The sequence below is a fragment of the Parafrankia soli genome (assembly GCF_001854695.1).
Classification (GTDB): domain Bacteria; phylum Actinomycetota; class Actinomycetes; order Frankiales; family Frankiaceae; genus Parafrankia; species Parafrankia soli.
Map to the genome: position 1 here is coordinate 68,940 of NZ_MAXA01000216.1, position 15,644 is coordinate 84,583.

At 67.1% G+C, this 15,644-nt stretch carries 12 protein-coding genes and 1 pseudogene; 10 read left to right on the forward strand and 3 right to left on the reverse strand.

Annotation, left to right across the window (positions count from 1 at the left end; genetic code table 11):
- Positions 1-63 precede the first annotated feature (63 nt).
- Positions 64-141, forward strand: a pseudogene (locus tag BBK14_RS37155) (IS6 family transposase); the annotation flags it as partial.
- 352 nt (positions 142-493) lie between these two features.
- On the opposite strand, the gene BBK14_RS18615 reads toward BBK14_RS37155, so the two are convergent.
- Positions 494-1,288 (reverse strand): recombinase zinc ribbon domain-containing protein, encoded by a 795-nt coding sequence (locus tag BBK14_RS18615; protein WP_235014074.1) that lies wholly within the window; start codon positions 1,286-1,288, stop codon positions 494-496.
- 237 nt (positions 1,289-1,525) lie between these two features.
- Positions 1,526-3,040, reverse strand: coding sequence for an AraC family transcriptional regulator (locus tag BBK14_RS18620; protein WP_241831643.1), 1,515 nt, complete (start codon positions 3,038-3,040; stop codon positions 1,526-1,528).
- 192 nt (positions 3,041-3,232) lie between these two features.
- On the opposite strand from BBK14_RS18620, the gene BBK14_RS18625 reads away from it, so the two are divergent.
- From BBK14_RS18625 to BBK14_RS18660, 8 genes are all read left to right on the forward strand, one after another.
- The gene (locus tag BBK14_RS18625; RefSeq protein WP_071064277.1) at positions 3,233-5,098 is read left to right on the forward strand and encodes a siderophore-interacting protein; all 1,866 of its coding nucleotides are present in this window, start codon (positions 3,233-3,235) and stop codon (positions 5,096-5,098) included.
- 71 nt (positions 5,099-5,169) lie between these two features.
- Positions 5,170-5,460, forward strand: coding sequence for a transposase (locus BBK14_RS18630; protein ID WP_083391062.1), 291 nt, complete (start codon positions 5,170-5,172; stop codon positions 5,458-5,460).
- A complete protein-coding gene (locus BBK14_RS18635; protein ID WP_241831644.1) occupies positions 5,457-6,752 on the forward strand; it encodes an ABC transporter substrate-binding protein in 1,296 nt (431 codons plus the stop codon). Before BBK14_RS18630 ends, BBK14_RS18635 begins: the two co-directional genes overlap by 4 nt.
- The gene (locus tag BBK14_RS18640) at positions 6,749-7,795 is read left to right on the forward strand and encodes a FecCD family ABC transporter permease (RefSeq protein ID WP_083391063.1); all 1,047 of its coding nucleotides are present in this window, start codon (positions 6,749-6,751) and stop codon (positions 7,793-7,795) included. The genes BBK14_RS18635 and BBK14_RS18640 overlap by 4 nt, the downstream gene beginning before the upstream one ends.
- A 152-nt stretch (positions 7,796-7,947) precedes the next feature.
- Positions 7,948-8,901, forward strand: a complete 954-nt coding sequence (locus tag BBK14_RS18645; protein WP_241831645.1) for a FecCD family ABC transporter permease — start codon at positions 7,948-7,950, stop codon at positions 8,899-8,901.
- A complete protein-coding gene (locus tag BBK14_RS18650) occupies positions 8,898-9,776 on the forward strand; it encodes an ABC transporter ATP-binding protein (RefSeq protein ID WP_071064281.1) in 879 nt (292 codons plus the stop codon). The genes BBK14_RS18645 and BBK14_RS18650 overlap by 4 nt, the downstream gene beginning before the upstream one ends.
- A complete protein-coding gene (locus tag BBK14_RS18655) occupies positions 9,776-11,530 on the forward strand; it encodes an ABC transporter ATP-binding protein (RefSeq protein WP_071064283.1) in 1,755 nt (584 codons plus the stop codon). Before BBK14_RS18650 ends, BBK14_RS18655 begins: the two co-directional genes overlap by 1 nt.
- A gap of 65 nt (positions 11,531-11,595) precedes the next feature.
- Complete coding sequence (locus BBK14_RS18660; RefSeq protein ID WP_241831648.1) at positions 11,596-13,266, forward strand: ABC transporter ATP-binding protein; 1,671 nt, start codon at positions 11,596-11,598, stop codon at positions 13,264-13,266.
- Between the two features lie 13 nt (positions 13,267-13,279).
- Here the strand turns inward: BBK14_RS18660 and BBK14_RS18665 are convergent, their stop codons facing one another.
- On the reverse strand, positions 13,280-13,462 hold the full coding sequence (locus BBK14_RS18665) for a hypothetical protein (RefSeq protein ID WP_020460611.1): 183 nt from the start codon (positions 13,460-13,462) through the stop codon (positions 13,280-13,282).
- Positions 13,463-13,657: 195 nt separating this feature from the next.
- Between BBK14_RS18665 and BBK14_RS37815 the strand changes: the two genes are divergently transcribed.
- Positions 13,658-15,644: AMP-binding protein (locus tag BBK14_RS37815; RefSeq protein WP_157904295.1), on the forward strand; the 1,987-nt coding region annotated here is incomplete at its 3' end.

Here is a 15,644-nt window from a genome sequence, read left to right on the forward strand (position 1 = left end):
CGGAGTTCGCCGGATTCCGCTTCCCTCCCGAGGCGATCGTCCTGGCGGTCCGCCGGTACCTACGCCTGCCATGTCGACGCGGCCCAGGAGAAGAACCGGATCGAGGCCGATCACGGCCGTTTGAAAGCCCGGCTCCGGCCGCAGCTGCGGTCCGGCAACATCACGGCGCGGCAGGGATGCCGCCGACAGACCATCCAGCACGCCGCCGTATGTCGACACCCGGGGCCCCGGCGGCAGCCACCGGATGACGCCCACGGTTGGGGCTACGGCCACGGCGGCCCCAACCACCATCCATCGACGCTGACGCCATCACGGCGGATACATGTATCCGCCGTGATGACCTGGTTGGGCACGGTACACAGCGCCCAACGGCGCCGATGTCACGCCGCGGCCCCCACTTGATCCTCGCGGCACAGATTGGACGGCGGACCGGCATGGACGACCTTCTCGGCAAGTCAATCTACAGAGAGCAACCGGCTCTTAACCGGTGAGTTCAGGGTTCGAGTCCCTGACGGCCCACCAATGTAGGCATTGCGCGAACCGCTCCCTTCGGGGGCGTTGTGGCTGGTAGGACGGCTGCGGCGCCCCTGTGGGGGGCGGGGGACGTGGCTGGTTGGGTCGGCTTCGGCTGGCTGGTGTCTCCAGTGTCTACGTTGGCGATGTCCCTTGGAGCGTCGGGTCCGAGGACCTTGAAGATCGGTATGAGCCGGTCAGGTCCCGTGACTTTGACTTCGGCGACCAAGGCTTCGATGAGGGTCTTGCGCCCGAGGTCGTCGCCTGTCTCGATGATCGTTTCGATGTGTCGGGCGACTGCGCGAAGGCTGGAGCGGGCGGGCATGACGGGTTCGTGGTCGATCTCGTTGGTGAGTTCGGCCTGCCGTTGGCGGAGCTGCTTCTGCTTGGTGCGTAGTGCTTCGAGGCGTGTGGCGAGGGTCTCGTCGTCGAGGGTACCGCGCTCGAAAGCGCCCAGGTAGCGGTCGATGGCCTGGTCGGTTTGGGTGAGTTCGGTCTCGATCGTGGTGAGTTCGGCCGTGTGGTCGGATCGGGCGTTGCGGTGGCTGCGCTGGGCTTCGGTGACGGCGTCGGCGATGAGCTGCTGGTTGTCGCGGTAGAAGCTGGCGAGGGCGGTGAGCACGGCGTAGTCAACGGCGTCGGCGTCGAGGCGGGGGGCGTCGCATTCGTTGCGGTTGTAGCGGTTGCGGGTGTGGCAGGTGTAGTAGCGGTAGGTGTGGTTGCGGCCGGTGGCGCGGGTGCCGATGAGGGCTGTGTTGCACTGGGGGCAGCGCATCCGGCCGGTGAGGGAAGGCCACCCTCGAGACCTGGTGCTGGGCCGGCCAGGCCCGCGACGCCCTCATCGACCTGCAGCGCCTGGCCGCCGGCGCCGCCGCGACTCACAAACGACTTCGGTGTCGCCCTTGGATCACCAGTCGGTCTCCCAGTAAGACAGAATCGTGGCCCGTCAAGGGTGAGGGTGCGACCGAGTCGCATGGTCGCGGTGAACGGCAGCTCACATCCATGGCGTTGATCAAGCGGTGCCGATCTCACGCTCTTGGTATTCGCGCGGTGAGAGTCCGTGGAAGCGCGTGAAGGCGGCGCTGAAGGTCGATAGGTGAGCGTAGCCAACGCGGTGGGCAACGGCGCTGGGCTTGGCGCCGCCGACGAGCAGGTCGCGAGCCACGCGCATGCGGGCCGCGTAGCGCCAGCGGGCGAAGGTCATTCCGGTCTGCTCGTGGAACGCTCGGTGGACGTCGGCGGGCAGGTCGAAGTCGGTCGATCCAGCAGAGACCCCGATGCGGCGCAGGTAGTCCGTGGCAGCTTCACGCCCACGCGGGTCGGTGGGCATCGGCACCGATAGTGCCCGCTGCGCGGCGACCTGCTCGGCGAACAGGTCGATGATGCGGGCCGGGTCATAGTCGACCGGACGCAGCAAGGTTCGGGCGCTGATGGAGCAGAACATCAGGTAGTCGTCCCACGCTCGCGGGAACTGCACCTGGATGGGTTCGGTCAGTTGGAGATCGGCGGTGCTGGCGTTTCCGAGCGGCAGCGAGATGGAGTCCTGGCGAAGCCCAGTAATGTGCTCGGCTCCCGCCGGTATCCAAGTCGCGACGCCACGCAGTCGTTCGTAACGCCTAACGCCGATGTCGAGGTAACCGCTGCCGCGATACATCCAACTGAGCACGTGACTGTCCGTGGCGTGCAAGGGTGTGCGGGCTGCGGGCAGCAGATCGGGCGCATGGGCAGCAGCACCGTCTCGCCGCATCAAGCGCACGAACTTGTCAGCCTGGCGTGCCGCGCTGGCGCGCCCGGTCAGGCCGCCGGCGAGAGCGCGGGCGGCGAGCTCCCTGGCGAACTCGTGAGGGGTCGGCCCGAACTGCTGCTGGAACGCGCGCCGGAAACCGCCGCGGCTGGCGAAGCCCACTCGCGCTGCCACCTGATCGACGTCGTACCCGGCGGCCAGAAACTCGACGGCGGCGGTCAGCCGGCAGCGCAGTCGCCACTGCTCGAAGGTGAGCCCGGTATCGGCGAGGAACTCGCGCAGCAGGGTGCGCGGACTGGAGGGCACCCGGGTCGCCCATTCCTTGACGGTGAGGTCGAGCGCGGGGTCGCGGATCAGTTCCTCGGCCACTGCTCTCGCCCCGGCGGCCTTCGGCATGGTGGGGGGATCGAGCAGTGCCGAAGGAGCGGTGGCCCCGCCGCGCGGAGGTGAGGTTGGGCGTGTGCCGAGACCACGGAGGAGATCGGCTACCCCGTCAGGCGAATACCCGTGACCGGTGAACGGTGTGACCTGAAGGTTGAAGTACTGGATCAGCCAGTCCTGCCAGTCATCGGGGACGTCGAACCGCGTCGGACTGGTCAGCGCCCAGGCCCCGACGCTAGCGTCGGGCCAGTAGGGGAAAGCGACCGTGCCGGGCTCGGTGATCGTCAGAGTGCGGTTTCGGTAGCTCTGAGGCACCCAGATGCCTTCGCCGCCGGCGAGAGAGAACTCCGGTCCGCCGTCCAGAAGCACCCGCGCGCGACCGGTGCGGACCCAGATCAGCATGTGACTGGGGCGCTCCACCGGAACCATCCGTGCTCCCGGTATCGGCGGTGGAGACGAGCCAATCATGTCATAACTATATGGCGACCTGCGTACCAGGTGTGGGTGAGGTTTACCGTACCTTAGCAGTGGCCCTCCGCCGCTGGTGGCGCGGCCTTCTCACCCCAGACACGACCGGAAGGGGCTTCCCTCAGCATGCCGAAGACCTCACGTGGGCTCACAGTGCACCCGCTGACCCTGCGAGAGGTCGAGGTGGTTCGGGTGGTGGACCTGACGCCGGGGATGYGACGGGTCACGTTGAGTGGCGACCAACTTCGTGCGTTCACCTCGGCGAACGGCTTCCCGCAGCCGGCGTTCGACTCGACGGGCTTCGACGACGACATACGGTTGGTGTTCTGCTACCCCGATCAGGCCGAGCCGGTGCTGCCAGTGCAGAAGGAGAAGGGCCTCGAGCTGCCGAGGGACCCCCGGCCGTTGTCAAGGAGCTACACAGCCCGTCGCTGGAACCCCGCGACCGGGGAACTGGACGTGGACTTCGTCAAGCACGGTATCGGTGTCGGCAGCACCTGGGCGTACCGCACCCAACCCGGCGACCGCATCCACATCCACGGCCCGAGCGCATCGCGGGCGCTGCCGCAAGACGCGGACTGGCTTCTTGTCGCCGGCGACGACACAGCGATCCCCGCGATCGCCCGCCTGCTTGACGAGTTGCCCGATGACGCGCGGGCACAGGTGTTCGTCGAGGTCGCCGAAGACGCTCATCGGCTGGAGCTGAGGGCTCTGCCGCGCGTTGAGGTGACCTGGTTGGTGCGCGGCGGCGCCGAGGCGGGCACGACCACGCTTCTGGTGGACGCGGTCAAGAACAGTGGCTGGTGGGACGGTCGACTGTTCGCGTGGTTCGCGGGAGAGCGCTCGGCGGTGCGGGATCTGCGTCGCCATCTGGTCGAGGACCGGGGTGTGCCCAAGGAGGACATCGAGTTCACCGGGTACTGGCGTCGTGGCGAGGTCATTGCCCTGGAGGCCGACGGAGCGGTGCCCGACCCCGAGAAGTCGATCACTCCCTTCGAGAAGCTCCATCAACTGACCGAACTGGTCCCGCCGATCGCGATCCGCACCGCCGTCGAGCTGGGCATTCCCGAGCTGATCTCGCGTGGTGTCAGCAACGTGGCGGACTTGGCCATCAGGGCGGATGCCGACGAGCGGGCGTTGGGCAAGCTGCTGCGCTACCTGCATGCCCTGGACGTGCTGACCGAGACCGAACCGGGCCGCTACGGTCTGACGCCGGTGGGTGAAGTCCTAACCGTCGAGTTCGTCGCAGACTCCTTGCACCCGTCCGGGGTGGGAGGCCGGGAGATGCTCGGCGTCTACGGACTCATCGAGTCGATCCGCACTGGCCGGTCGTCTTACGCCTCCGTCACGGGTCAGACCTTTGCTGAGGTGCGGGCCGAGCAGGACTACGAGGACCGCTACCTGGAACGTCTGGCCGAGTTCCAGCACGCGCTGGCTATGTCGATCGCCAAATCCGACCTGCTTACTGGCGTCCGGCACCTGGTGATCCACTCCGGTGGCGCGGGCGTGCAGGCCCGCGAGTTCGTCGCCGCTCATCCTGATCTGCGGGTCACGATCTGCGCGCTGCCCGCCCAGGCCGACTGGCTACGCCGCGACCTGCCCGTCACGATCCCCGACGAGCAGCAGCGGGCACGGGTCAGCGTGGTCGAGCAGTCGCTATTCGAGCCCAGCCCCGAATCGGACGTCGTGTTCATCAGCCGCGCTTTCAAGGCGCTACCCGACGCCGACGCCGCCCACGCTCTCCGCCGAGCGTCCGAGAACCTCCTCCCGGGTGGGCGGGTGCTGCTGGTCGAGGAGGTCTTCGACACCGACGACCTCGATGAACATGACGGCGAAGCCGACCTGATCGGACTCGCGGTACATGGCTCCGGTCTACGCACCGCCGAGGAACTGGACACCGTGATCACCCGGTCAGGGCTCACCCGCACAAAGACGCACATCGTCGRCTGGGGCACCACCGTCCACGAACTCGTCCGCAACGACACCAACTGACCCTGAGGTGCCCCTTTCCTTCCGAGTAGCTGCCCCTACTAGAATTAGGGGCAGCACGGAAGATGCAATAGTTGACACAGAAGCGCAGGAAATACTCGCCTGAATTCAAGGACGAGGTGGTAAAGATGGTAATCGAGGCGCCTCGTCCGATCGCCGACGTCGCACGTGAACTCGGCATCGTCGAGGGAAAACTCGGAGTCTGGGTCGCCGCCTACCGGCGCGCCCACGCCGGCGAGGCGCCCTCACCGGCCGCCGCGGACAACGCACGGATACGCGAACTCGAACGGCAGAACCGTGAGCTGGCCATGGAGAACGCCTTCCCGAAAAAAGCCGCGGCGTACTTCGCCAAGGATCATCGGTGAGCGACACGTTCGAGTTCATCGATGCGGAGTATGCCGCCCGCACCACCACGAACACCGCCACACCCGCGCCGTCCATCACCCAGATGTGCGCCTGGCTGCAGGTCTCTCGCTCCGGGTCCCATGAATGGCGCGGCCGTCTCGCCTCCGCGACCGCGACCCGCCGAGACGAGCTCACCGGGCTGGTTCAGCGGTCGTTCACCGTCATCGACACCGCCATCACCCTAGATCACCTTAATAGTGACTGTCCGGATTTAACGGGGCACACCACCCCCACTCGAATGAAGAACAGAAGGAAGAACGCGTCCATGACCTTTACCAGACCACGACGCCGCAGCGCGGCCCTTGTCGCCGCGTTGCTGAGCACCGCGATCCTCCTCGCGGGGTGCGGCAGCGACGACAAAAATGATCAAGGTGACGCGGTCGGAGCGACCCGCGCTGTGGAGGCCGACAACGGCACGGTCGAGATCCCGGCGCACCCGCAGCGGATTGCAACGCTCGGGAGACTAACCGTGTCGTTCCTCGACCTCGGCGGCGAGCCAGTGGGCGTCACGGAGGTGGACGCTTCCGTGCTCGATCTGTTGCCCGAGGAGCAGCAGGCCGCGTACAACGCGGCCAAGCTCCTCGGCTCCGGCGCCAGCGAAGCCGACCTCGAGCTGCTGGCCAGCCTCAAGCCCGACCTCATCTTGTTCTCCGCACCTGACTCCGACTTCGAGCAGATGAAGTCGCAACTGGAATCAATCGCGCCGACGATCTTCTTCGGATTCAGCTCGGACTGGAAGACCCGTCTGTCCGTGACCGCGGATGCCACTGAGCTGACGGATGCTCTCAACGAGCAGAAGACCGAGTATGAAGAGAAACTCGCCGGATTCCAGGGCAAGTACTCGAAGATCATCCAGGACACCACGTTCGGCGAAGTCAACAGAGGTTCCTGGCAAGACGCGGGAATGTTCACCCTCAACGGCTCGCAGTGCTCGGAGATAGCTCGCGCGGACATTCCGCTCGACATCCCCGATCTGGGTGAAGGGGGCGAGGAGCGATCATTCGAGAAGATCGGCGAACTGTCTGAGTACGATGTGCTCCTGTACCCCGTGGACGCTGAGGGTCAGGTCGCGGAAGGTTTCGTCCCCGTGGCGGATTCGAACGCGTGGAAGGCCCTTCCCGCCGTGACATCCGGGAAGGCCCTGGGTGTCCACTGCTTCGGCGATGTCAGCTTCACCAGAAGCTATCGAACCTACTCTCAGTACCTGGATTCACTCGACAAGGCGCTGGCGACGCTCGCGACGGCGGGATGACGGCGCAGACCAGTGACGTCGAGGTCCGGGTGCCCGCCGCGGCGGCATCCGGACCTCGACTGCGCGTCGTCGGTCTGCTCGCAGTGCTGGTGACACTGCTCGTACTGCTGGTGCTGAGCCTGTTGGTTGGCTCGAAGGCGATTGCGCCGTCGGTGATATGGGATGCGCTGTTTCATCCGTCGGCCGACATCGATCAGTTCTCGATCCGCGACTACCGTCTGCCGCGCACGGTCGTCGGGCTCGTCGTAGGCATGGCGTTGGGGGTCGCGGGGGCGTTGATCCAGGCATTGACGCGCAATCCGCTGGCCGACACCGGTATCCTCGGCGTGGGCGCGGGTTCCTCCTTCGCGGTGACCATGGCCGTCGGCGTGCTCGGAATCCGCGATATCAGTGGCTACATGTGGTTCGCGTTCGCCGGGGCGCTGATCGTCACGATCATGGTCTTGCTCCTGGGATCGACCCGACGCGGCCAGTCGCCGGGAGTCATGGTGCTCGCCGGGGTCTGTGTCAGCGCGGTGCTCGATGGCGCCGGGTCGGCACTTCAGCTGACCAACCCGGACGCGTTCGATGCGATGCGGTCGTGGACTGCCGGTTCGATCCTGGGGCGCCCCCTCGACGTGGTGTGGCCGGTCCTGCCGTTCTTCGCCGTGGCGCTCATTCTGGCCTTTGCGGTGTCGGGTCCACTCAACGCGATGGCTCTCGGCGACGAGATCGCCGCCGCCCAGGGCGTCCGTCTGGCCCGTACCCGCGTCCTCGCGATCATCGCGATCACACTGCTCGCTGGAGGCGCGACCGCCATCGCGGGCCCCATCGGATTCGTCGGGCTCATGGTGCCGCACGTGGCCCGCTGGTTCGTCGGACCGAACCAGCGCTGGGTCTTCGCCTACAGCATCCTCCTCGCCCCGAGCCTGCTGCTGGCCTCCGACGTTCTCGGGCGAATCGTCATGCGGCCCAGCGAGATCCCCGTGGGTATCGTCACCGCCTTCATCGGCGCCCCCGTTCTCATCGCACTGGTGCGGCGGAAGAAGGCGAGCGGACTATGAGTATCGGCGTTACTTCTCGGTCCGGACTAACGCGCCATCGCTCAACAGGTGGGGCTCCCGGGGGGCGGCTGGACTTCGGGCGGCGGGTGCTGGTGCTGCGGCGATGGAGGATCGCGGTCCGGCTCGAGTGGCGCTCGGTCATCGTCTGCGCGGTGCTCGCGGTCGCGGTCGCCTGCATGGCGGTGCTCGCGCTGATGACGGGCTCGTACCAGCTCAGCCCTGGGCAGGTGGTCCCCGCGCTGGTCGGCGGGGAGACCGGGCTGGTCCACGACATCGTGGTCGAGTGGCGGGCGCCCCGGGTGGTTGCGGCGCTGGTGTTCGGTGCCGCGTTGGGGGTGAGCGGGGCGGTCTTCCAGTCGATGTTGCGCAACCCTCTCGCTGACCCCAGCATCATCGGATTCTCCCAGGGCTCCTACACCGGCGCGTTGATCGTGATCCTCCTCATCAACGGCACCTACGTGCAGTTGATAGGCGGGGCGTTGCTAGGGGGGATGGCCACCGCCATCGCCGTGTACGTGCTCGCCTACCGGCGAGGGGTGCAGGGGTTCCGGTTGATCATTGTCGGCATCGGCGTCTCGGCGATGCTCGGCTCGCTCAACACCTGGTTGATACTCAGAGCCGACCTGGAACAGGCGATTGCAGCCGCCGCGTGGGGCGCCGGATCACTCAACGGGGTGTCCTGGGATCAGGTGGCCATCGGCGGTGTGTGCATCGCTGTGCTTCTGCTGTTGGCTGCGATGTTGAGCCGGCCGATGCGGCAGATGGAGCTGGGTGATGATACCGCCGCCTCCCAAGGGGTGCGGGTCTCGCCCGCCCGCCTCGGCATGGTCGTGGTGGGGGTGGCGTTGACGGCGATTGCCACGGCTGCATCGGGGCCGATCGCGTTCATCTCCCTGGTCGCGCCGCAGATCGGACACCGCCTTGTCCGCACTGCGGGGATAACCCTCGCACCCGCCGCCTTCGTCGGCGCGCTGCTGTGTCTGGTGGCGGACTACCTCGCCCAGCACGTCGCCCCAACTCCCCTGCCGGTGGGGATCATCACCGTCATGCTCGGCGGTGGGTACCTCGGGTATCTGCTTTTCACCGAAGCCAGGAGACGCCTATGAACACCAACACCATCACCGATCTTGCGGAGGCGAGAGACGTACCCACTCCTGCTCCGCCGCCCGGCGGCTCACGCCTCCGCGTGGAGTCGGCGACGATCGGTTACGACAAGCGCATCATCAGCGAGGGCTTGTCGGTGTCCATTCCGGACGAGTCGTTCACAGTCATCGTGGGCCCGAACGCGTGCGGGAAGTCCACTCTGCTGCGCGGCCTGTCGCGGCTGTTGAAGCCGTCCGCGGGTCAGGTGGTCCTCGACGGTGTAGCTATCCAGTCGTACAAGACGAAGGAGGTGGCGCGGCGGGTCGGCCTGCTGCCGCAGACCTCGATCGCCCCGGACGGGATCACCGTAGCCGACCTGGTGGCTCGGGGCCGGTATCCGTATCAGGGGTTCATCCGGCTGTGGACCGAGGCCGACGAGCGGGCCGTAGTCAGGGCGATGGACCAGACCGCGGTCACCGACCTGTCGGGCCGCTTGGTGGACGAGTTGTCGGGAGGCCAGCGACAGCGGGTGTGGGTGGCGATGGCGCTCGCGCAGCACACCAGCATCCTGCTGCTGGACGAGCCGACCACCTTCCTCGACATCACCCATCAGATCGAGCTGATGGAGCTGTTCACCGACCTGCACCACGTCGGCCACACCCTGGTCGCCGTGCTGCACGACCTGAATCATGCTGCTCGCTACGCCACGCACTTGATCGCCATGAAGGACGGCGCCGTGGTCGCCGAGGGGCCACCGTCGGAGATCGTGACGGCCGAGCTGGTCGAAGAGGTGTTCGGTTTGCGCTGTCTGGTGGTGCCCGATCCGGTAGCGGGCACTCCTCAGGTGGTGCCGCTGGGCCGTGACCGCGGTGGCGAAGGCGTGCGGGAGGGCCGTTGATGCGCACCGATCCGATGGAGCTGGGGCGAGGACCGCTGACGCGGTGGCTACCGGTGCTGGGACAGGCTGCGCCTGAGCCTCCTGATGTCCGGTCATTCGAGGTCAGGGAGGGTGATCGTCCCGGACAGTTCGTGGCGCGCGTCATCTTCTCGCTGCCACGCATCACGATCCCCGCGATGCTGTTGGCGATCGTGTGGCAAGTGGGCGAGTCGGCTGTCCCGGTGGTGATGGGGCTCGCGATCGACCGGGCGCTCGTGACCAGGGATGCCGGGCAACTGGTGCTTTGGCTCGGTGTGCTGGTGGCCTTGTACGTCGCGCTGACGGCGGCGGCCAGGTTCACGAATCGGCTCAACACGTATGCGGTCCAGTTGTTGCAGCACCGACTGCGCGCGACACTCTCGACCAGAGTGCTGCATTCCGACGGCAGCGCGGTGCGGGCGCCGGCGGACAATGTGGTCTCGGCCATGACCAACGACGTCTTCCGCCTGGCCAACGCTGGGCTGCTCGTGGTTCTGCCGATCTCGAGGATCGCCGCCATAATGTTCATCGCTGTCTCGTTGCTGGTGATGCACTGGCCGCTTGGGGTCATGGTGCTGCTCGGYGCGCCCGTGGCGGTCTGGTTGATGGGCCTCCTGAGCGAACGTCTCTCCCGCGACACCCGCGAATACCAGGATCTCCTCGCTGACACCGTTGGACGGGCTACCGATCTGGTCGCCGGATACCGGGTGATCAAGGGCGTGCGCGCCGAGGCCGAGGCGACCAGGCGATACCGGCAGGCCAGCCGGGAGACCCTGGTCGGCGCCGGGCGCAACGCCGGGCTACTCGGCAGGTTTCTTGTGGGCTCCGGTGCGGTAAATGGCGTGTTCGTCGCCGCGGTGACGGGGCTGGCGGGCTGGTTCGCGGTGAATGGGCAGCTGAGCGTCGGCGAGTTGATCGCCGCGGGTGGCCTCACCCAGGCGCTGCTGCCACAGATGCAGGCGATCGCGAGTTATTCCATCCCCAATCTCGCGGGCGCCCGCGCCTCAGCCGCGCGAATCATGGACACGCTCAGGAACGCAGGCACCGCCGCATCCGGACACGATGACGCGATACGACAGCGGTGCACGCCGCCGCCTGTGCAGGACGTGTCCGCGCCGTATGTCGGCGTGCTGGATGTCGGCGTGCCCAGTGCGTCAATCCGGGTAGAACCCGGTGAGCTGGTGGGGGTGCACGCCGATGATCGGATTGCCGCCCGCATCGCTGACGCGCTGCTGAACCCGTGGGCCGCCAACGACATTGAGGTGCGTCTCGACGGCCGGCCGGCGCACGAACTGACCCCAGCGGAGTACCGTTCCCTGGTCACCGCCGCACCTCATCGGGCAACGTTGTTCACCGGCACCATCCGCGACAACCTCGCCGTCACCGCCTGCCTGCCCGAGCGAATGGACAGTGCAGTGTGGGCGGCTGCCTGTGAGGACTTCGCAGCCGATCTCGACACCCCCGTCGGTGAGAACGGCAACCGCCTGTCCGGTGGCCAGCGTCAACGGGTTGCGCTCGCTCGAGCCTTCGCGACCGATACTCCGGTGCTGGTGCTGCACGACCCGACCACCGCCGTCGACTCGGTGACCGAGCAGACCATCGCCAAGCGGCTGGTCGGTATCCGTACAGATCGCTCAACCCTGCTGATCGCCTCGTCCCCGGCCCTGCTTGGCTGCTGCGACCGTGTCGTCGACCTCCTCGACAACATGCCGGTGCTTGGAAAGGCGGCGCTGTGACCGGGGGATCCGTGACGACAGAGCACGCGCTGCCGGTCGCGGGCGGACGTGAGACCGCTCGGGAGGTGTGGCGGCTCAGTCGTGGGCATCGACGCAGTCTGGCCGCCCTCGTGGTGCTGGGAATCGCAAGCACCGCCATCGACCTGATCGGACCCGTCGCGATCGGGTTCCTCATCGATCGGGTCCAGGAAGGCGCCGCCGACCTCGGTACCGTGCTGACCGTCATCGCGATCATGGCGGTCTCGGCCATTCTCGGTGCCGCTGGCACGGCGGCGACGATCGTCCTGGCTACTCGCATGTACCACACCGTCCTCGCCGGGCTGCGGGAGGAGCTGGTCTCCCGTGCCCTGACGCTGCCGCAGCATGTCGTCGAGTCTGCCGGCACCGGGGATCTGATCTCGCGGTCCAGCGACGACGTCACCGCGGTTGCCGATGCGGCCCCCGCGGTGATCCCGGCGCTTACCGTTACGTCCTTCACCATCGTCATGTCGCTGGGCGGGCTGGCCGCGGTGGAATGGCCCTACGCCGCCGCCCTTGCCGTCGCGCTGCCTGTCTACGTGCTCTCCATGCGGTGGTACCTGCGAACAGGCCCGCGGGTATACCTGGCCGAGCGTGCAGCGATGAGCGCGCGTGCTCAGCAGATTCTGGAGTCGCAGCGCGGCTACGCCACTGTGCTCGGATTCAGGCTTGCCGAGCAGCGGCACCGCGCCGTGACCACCACCTCCTGGGGCGTATCGGTGCAGGCGTTGCGGGCGCGCACCGTGCAGAGCATGCTCAACACCCGCCTGAACCTCGGCGAGTGCCTGAGCCTGGCCGCCGTGCTCGTCGTCGGCTTCGTCCTCATCGACCACGGAGCCTCGACTGTCGGGGGCGCGACCACCGCCATGCTGCTCGTGCTACGCCTGCTGAACCCGGTCAATCAGCTGCTGTTCGTCATCGACACTCTCCAGTCCGCCCTCGCGTCGCTGAACCGCATGGTCGGAGTCACCACCATCCCCGTCGCGGACGCGCCAGGCATCGCAACGAGCAGCAGCGTCCACCTCCGCGAGGTCTCCTTCCATTACGGGGTCGGCCCCCGTGTGCTCGTCGATGTCACGCTCGACATCCCCACCGGTCAGCGTGTCGCCGTCGTAGGTTCGTCGGGTGCCGGCAAGTCCACGCTGGCCACGGTGGTCGCCGGCATTCACCAGCCCGACGCCGGGACCGTGGCCCGACCGGAGCGCACGGTGATGATCACCCAGGAAGTACACGTGTTCGCGGGGACATTGCGAGACAACCTCACCCTCGCCGCACCGGATGCCACCGACGGTCAGGTAGGGGCTGCGCTGGAAGTGGCCCAGGCTGTAGGGATGCTCGACCTGCTGCCCGATGGCCTTGACACGGTGCTCGGTGGTGGCGGGTACGAGCTGACCGCCGCACAGGCACAACAGGTGGCGCTCACTCGCCTGGTGCTGGCCGACCCGGAACTGGCGATCTTCGACGAGGCCACCGCCGAGGCAGGTTCCGCGTACGCCGGACTGCTCGACCGCGCCGCCGACGCTGCGCTGACCGGACGCACTGGACTGGTGATCGCGCACCGGCTCTCGCAAGCCGCCGCCTGCGATCTKGTCGTGGTGATGGAGCACGGACGTATCGCCGAGCGAGGAACCCATACAGAGCTGATCGCCGCCGGCGGGGTGTATGCCGCGCTTTGGTCGGCATGGCGGGCCGGGCAGGAAGCTGGAGCGAATGGGTAGGGATGATCGGACGTCAAGCCTCGTTGACCTGTCGTCCGGGGCGGGGTTGGAGGTTGAGCGGGCCGAACTCGTCCATGCAGAAGATCACGATCGGCTCGCCAGTCTCGGGGGTGACCTGGCCGTCGGCGATGGCGTAGAGATGCTCGACGCGGGCCTTCTTCGGCTCGTAGTCCGGCCAGAACAGCCCACCGCACACCTATCACTCCAGCTCAGCGCGTTAAGTGATCATCAAAGCCGAACTGGTGATCAAAATCAGGTGCTCCGCAGACATTCTCTTGTGAGGTACGCGGCCGCTCTCGGGCATCTCTCGCGAGTCTCGTCGATCCGCGCAAATTTAGGTTAGGTTACCCTACACTGGTGGTATGGATGGTCAGCGCGGTGAGGGTTCGCGATGAGCGGGGGCGGGGATGCCCGTGAGGATGCGGGGAGTCCATCGGCTGCAGAAGAAGTGCCCTCTGATCAGGGGGTGAGTGGTGGGAAGCGGCTGCCTCTCTCGTTTGCTCAGCGCGGGAACTGGGCGGCRCAGCGGTTGTTCCCCGGTTCTGCTGCGTTCTGTGTGTGCGACCTGGTGTGGCTTGACGGGGCCATCAATGCCGKGGCGTTCGCCGATGCGGTGAGCGGGGCGTTCGCGGAGACGGAGGCGCTGCGGGCGGTCATCCATGACGATGACGGKGCTCCTTCGCAGTCGGTCGGCGGGAGGCTGTCTCTGCGGACGGTGGTTCCCGAGGAGGTGCTCACAGACGAGGAGATCCGGTCTGTGGTCCGCGCCGGGGTGAGTGCGCGGGAGTCTTCGGCGGCTGAGGATCTCACATCGTCGACGCTGTTTAAGCGTGTCGGTGGTGGGTGGGTGTGGTCGTTCACGACGAATAATCTCCTGCTTGACGGGTATAGCACGTCTCTCTATATCCGCCGGGTCGCGGAGCTGTACTCGGCTGCGGTCGATGCAACCCCCGCGCCGCCGAGGTGGTTTGGTCGCCTGGAGGATCTCGTCGCGGGGTCGGCATCGACGCCGGGTGGGTCCGGCATCGTCGGTCACTGGCGTGATGTGCTTGCTATCGACGCGTTTTCCGAGCCCACGGGAAGCACGCCCGCTGATCTGTTTTCGTTCTCGTACCGGCCTGTTCCCGTGGCGTTTCCGGCGGGGGCCGATGATCGCCTGCGTATGCTGGCGCGCCAGGCAAGGAGCACGTGGACGGATCTCGTCATCACCGCGTGGGGGCTGTATACGGCTCTTGCCGGGAACCGGGACTACCTCGCGGTGCGGGTACCGTCGATGATGCGCGGCGAGCCGGAGTCGCTGCGCGTGCCGGGCGCGGTCGCCCGCGCGCTGCCCGTCGCGACCGCCCTGCGCCCGGGCGCCACATTCGCCGAGGTGCTGTCGGTGGTGGGATCGCAGGTCCGGGATCTACGGGACAACTCCGCGATCGAGGATCATCAGCTCGCCCGTCTCTGGAAGGGAGGAGAGCTCTCCTACCTGTCGCTGCCCTCGGTCAACATCAAGATGTTCAGGACGACACCGGTCTTCGGAAAGGTCGCGGGGATCACGGAGCTGATCAACCCCGGCCCGACCGGCGCGCTGKATCTCTCCGTCTACGGGAGCCCGGGACGGGGCCTGCGGATGGATATCTCCGGCCGGTCTCCGCTCGTGCCGACAGACGCGGCCGGCCAGCACGCAGCGGCGTTCACCGTGTTCCTCGGCCACCTCCTCGGCGGCCCTGCGGGCATGACGCTCCACGAACTCGCGGATCTCACGATCACTCCTTCTTCGGTCGATGCCGGGTCGGTGGGTGTGTGGTCGGTGGGTGCGGGGGTGGTGGTTCCCGCGGTGACGGTGGATGCGCTGATCCGGGATCAGGTAGCACGTACTCCCGGGGCGGTCGCGGTCGTGGATGACGCGGATGGTGCGGAGTGGGCGTATGYGCAGTTCGACGCGCGGGTGAACGCTCTGGCTCATCTCCTGACCGAGCGGGGCGTGGCGGTGGGTGGCCGGGTCGCGGTGGCCCTGCCGCGCTCGGCGGACCTGGTGACCTCCCTCGCCGCGGTACTCCGCGCCGGCGCCGCGTATGTCCCCGTCGACCCGGGATATCCCGCCGAGCGCATTGCCGCGATCCTCCAGGACTCCGGTGCCCGTGTGGCCATCACCGATGGTGCGACGGCGGTGGCCCAGGCGGGTGTGCTCACCGCCGCGGGCGTCGTCACCGTGGTCCTCGATGAGGACGCTGTTCGTGGCCGGATAGAACACGGGGCGCCCGACGCACCCGTGCTGCCGCGTCCCCTCACCCCCGACGACACCGCGTATGTGATCTTTACTTCCGGTACCACCGGACGACCCAAAGGCGTCGCCCTGTCCCATGCCGCAGTCGTGAACCGGCTTGTCT